This window comes from Acidovorax delafieldii 2AN, assembly GCF_000175235.1.
GTDB classification, from domain to species: domain Bacteria; phylum Pseudomonadota; class Gammaproteobacteria; order Burkholderiales; family Burkholderiaceae_C; genus Acidovorax; species Acidovorax delafieldii_B.
In genome coordinates, this window is record NZ_ACQT01000328.1 from 1 (window position 1) to 3,362 (window position 3,362).

Below are 3,362 nucleotides of genomic sequence, written 5' to 3' on the forward strand. Positions count from 1 at the left end.
CCCTTCAAACGCGGGGCTTACCAGCTCGCTTCGGGGTGCGGCCTTGTGCGCGCTGGTGGCCGCCGTGCTCGGGGGGCTGGTGCTGCGGCCAGCGCCACCGGCCGCAGCGGGCGTGCAAGGGGCGCATCCGTAGGGTCACGCGGTGCCGGAGGTGGCTCTTGAAATCGCTATTAAATTTATAGCTGATTGCGCAGAATGGGTGAGCGCAACGGGCACTTTGGGCATGAATCCGGGCCTGCCCGGCACTGGCGCGGATGGGCGGGATGGGCACGCGGCCATGCGGCACTGTCCTGTGCGCGGCACCGCATTGTTCCATCCCGCGCTCTTCTGAACGGCGCTGCGGGCCTTATCTTTGGCAGGCGTGCTGCCCGATCGCTGGTGGCGCAAAACCAAGGAGCCCCTGATGTCGTCCACCCCTGCCGCGTCTTCGACTGCCGCCACCCAGCCCATCGTGCAAATTCAGCCGCTGGGCGCGTTGTGGCCCACGATGGACCCGTTCCTGTTCTGCGCCCACCACGACGATGCCTACCCGGCCGGCAACGGCGCGTTCGCGCCCGCCGTCTCGCTGGAAGGGCGCCAGATCGGCAGCGACTTCAGCCGCAAGGACGGCTGGAGCATGTACCACGGCGACACCGTGCCGGGCTTTCCGGGCCACCCGCACCGCGGCTTTGAAACCGTGACGCTGGTGCGCAAGGGGCTCATCGACCATTCCGACTCGCTGGGCGCGGCCGCGCGCTTTGGCGGCGGCGATGTGCAATGGGTCACGGCGGGCAAGGGCATCGTGCATTCGGAGATGTTCCCGCTGCTCAACGCCAGTGAACCCAACCCGCTGGAGCTGTTCCAGATCTGGCTGAACCTGCCCGCCCGCAACAAGATGGTGGCGCCGCACTTCACCATGTTCTGGAATGAGCGCATTCCACGCCTGGTGCACCGCGATCAAGCGGGCCGCGCCACCACCGTGACCGTGGTGGCCGGAGCCCTGCCGGGCGCCGCCAATCCCCTGGCGCCGCCGCCCGAATCCTGGGCCTCGCAGCCCGAGGGCGATGTGGCCATCTGGACGTTGCACCTGGAGCCGGGCGCGCAGTGGACGCTGCCGGCCGCGCAGGGCCAGGGCACGCGCCGCATGCTCTACTTCTTCGTGGGCGACGGCCTGCGCGTGGGCCCGCAGGAGGTGCGCCAGCACGCGGCGCTGGAGCTGGTGGCGGGCCAGGACTGGCAACTGACCAACACCGGCACCACGCCCGTCGAGTGCCTGCTGCTGCAAGGCCAGCCGATTGCCGAGCCCGTGGCGCAGTACGGCCCCTTCGTGATGAACACGCAGGCCGAGATCATGCAGGCCATGAACGACTACCGCCGCACCCAGTTCGGTGGCTGGCCCTGGCCCGACCAGGACCCGGTGCATGGCACCGAGGCGCGGCGCTTTGCACGCTATCCGGGGCAGACCGAGGAAGACCGGCCGGGCGGCGCGGCCTGACCCTGTAGCTGAGGCGGACAGCGCGCCTCGTGGACAATCCGGGGTCTTCCTTCGCGTGGGGGCGGCTTGCATGAGCTGCGTGCCGCCCCCGCGCCGCCCCCTCGAAAGCGCACACCATGACCATCGCCAAAGACTCCGCCGTCACCATCACCTACAAGGTCACCACGCCGCAAGGCAAGCCGCTGGACGCGGGCAGCCTGGCCTACCTGCATGGTGGCTATGAAAACATCTTCCCCAAGGTCGAAGCCGCCCTCGATGGGCAGGCCGTGGGCTTCAGCACCACGCTCGACCTTGCGGTGGAAGACGCCTTTGGCGCCCGAGACGAAAGCCTGGTGCGCACTATTCCCAAGGCCGAATTCCCACCGGGTGTGAAGGTGGGCGGCCAGCTGCAGGGCGTGGGGGCCGACGGCCAGCCCCAGGTGTTCAACGTCATGAAGATCAAGGGCCCCGAAGTGCACCTCGATGGCAACCACCCGCTCGCGGGCCAGGCCCTGAAATTCAGCTGCAAGGTCACGGCCGTGCGGGCTGCCACGGCGGAAGAGATTGCGCACCGCCACGTGCACGGGGCGCACGGCCACCAGCATTGAGGCCTACGGGCCCTCGGAGGCCCGCGAAGGAAAGCGTCAACGGCGCCGCAGCAGTGCCTTGCGCAGCAGGCGCGTGGCGCGGTCGCGGATACCCAGCGGGCCTGCCCCCGGCACGGAGGGGTGCGCCTTGGCGGCGCTGCAGGCGGCCAGGAAGTCGTTGAGGATTGCGGTGTCGTCCAGGGTGTCCGAGCCGATCCGGTGAAACTCGGGGTGCCACTGCGTGGCAGCGATGTAGCCGCGCCCCGGGGCCGCTTGCAGGCGGATGGCTTCGGGCACGCCGTCGGGCTCGCTCAGGGCCTCGACCACAAAATCCGGCGCCACCCGCTTGATGCCCTGGTGGTGGATGCTGTTGACGCGCGCGCGCGGCTTTCCGGGGTACAGCTGCGCCAGATGCGTGCCGGGCACGATGTGGATGTCGTGGAAGTGCTGGTCGTAGGTCGTGGCATTGCGGTGCTGCAGCGCACCGGGGTGCTGGGTCTGCAAGTCCTGGTAGAGCGCTCCGCCAAAGGCCACGTTGATGAGCTGCAGGCCCCGGCAGACCCCAAAAATGGGTTTGCCCACCTGGGCAAACGCCTTCACGACGGCCAGGTCGTACAGGTCGCGCACGCGGTCTCCCAGCCACTCCTCGCGCAAGGGTTCCTCGCCATAGCTGCCGGGCCAGACGTCCGCGCCGCCATGCATGACGATGCCGTCGAGCCATTCGGCATAGTGGTCGAGTGTGACGTCGCCACGTGCCGTCGGCCCCGTGGGGCAGGGCACCATGACCACCATCGCACCGGCCGACATGAGCCAGTGGGCGATGGACTGCTCGACGTATTGCAGGGTCTTGCCCGTGAACAGCGGGCGGGTGGGGTCGGCGTGTTGAAAGCAGGCCGACAGGCCAATCTTGAGGCGAGGGACGGCGGGCATGGGGGAATTCCGGTGGGGTGCGGGATTGGCTTGCAGCGAAGCGGTGTGGAACGGGGCTGGTGCGCCTTGTCTTTGTAGCACCGCACCCCCGCGGCGTCTGTAGGAAAGCGCCGTGCACCCGCCGCCGGGCAGTGTGCAATCCGGCCAAATGTGGCTTTCTTCATGAAATCGGCGCGGCGCCGCACGGCGCGTTGTGCCCGCGCAGCGCAGGCTGGCCATAATTTCCAGCGCCGGGTGCAAGGGAGGGTGCACGCGGCCCGCGGGACGCTCCGGCGCCGTCCCCGGCATTCCCTGGAAAGACGCGCATGCCGTTCAATCATCGAATCCACCTGTGGTCCGCCTTGGCCGCCATCACCTGGCCCCTGGGCGCTGCGGCGGCGTTGCCGCCGGGC

At 68.9% G+C, this 3,362-nt stretch carries 3 protein-coding genes; 2 read left to right on the plus strand and 1 reads right to left on the minus strand.

The window, feature by feature from the left end:
- Positions 1-403 precede the first annotated feature (403 nt).
- Positions 404-1,474 carry a pirin family protein gene (locus ACDELDRAFT_RS20480; protein WP_005799992.1) on the plus strand — a complete coding sequence of 357 codons (1,071 nt, stop codon included), beginning with the start codon at positions 404-406 and terminating at the stop codon, positions 1,472-1,474.
- A 116-nt stretch (positions 1,475-1,590) separates the two neighbouring features.
- Positions 1,591-2,061, plus strand: a complete 471-nt coding sequence (locus ACDELDRAFT_RS20485; RefSeq protein WP_005799994.1) for an FKBP-type peptidyl-prolyl cis-trans isomerase — start codon at positions 1,591-1,593, stop codon at positions 2,059-2,061.
- A 36-nt stretch (positions 2,062-2,097) separates the two neighbouring features.
- On the opposite strand, the gene ACDELDRAFT_RS20490 is transcribed toward ACDELDRAFT_RS20485, so the two are convergent.
- Positions 2,098-2,970 carry a gamma-glutamyl-gamma-aminobutyrate hydrolase family protein gene (locus ACDELDRAFT_RS20490; protein WP_005799995.1) on the minus strand — a complete coding sequence of 291 codons (873 nt, stop codon included), beginning with the start codon at positions 2,968-2,970 and terminating at the stop codon, positions 2,098-2,100.
- Positions 2,971-3,362 lie beyond the last annotated feature (392 nt).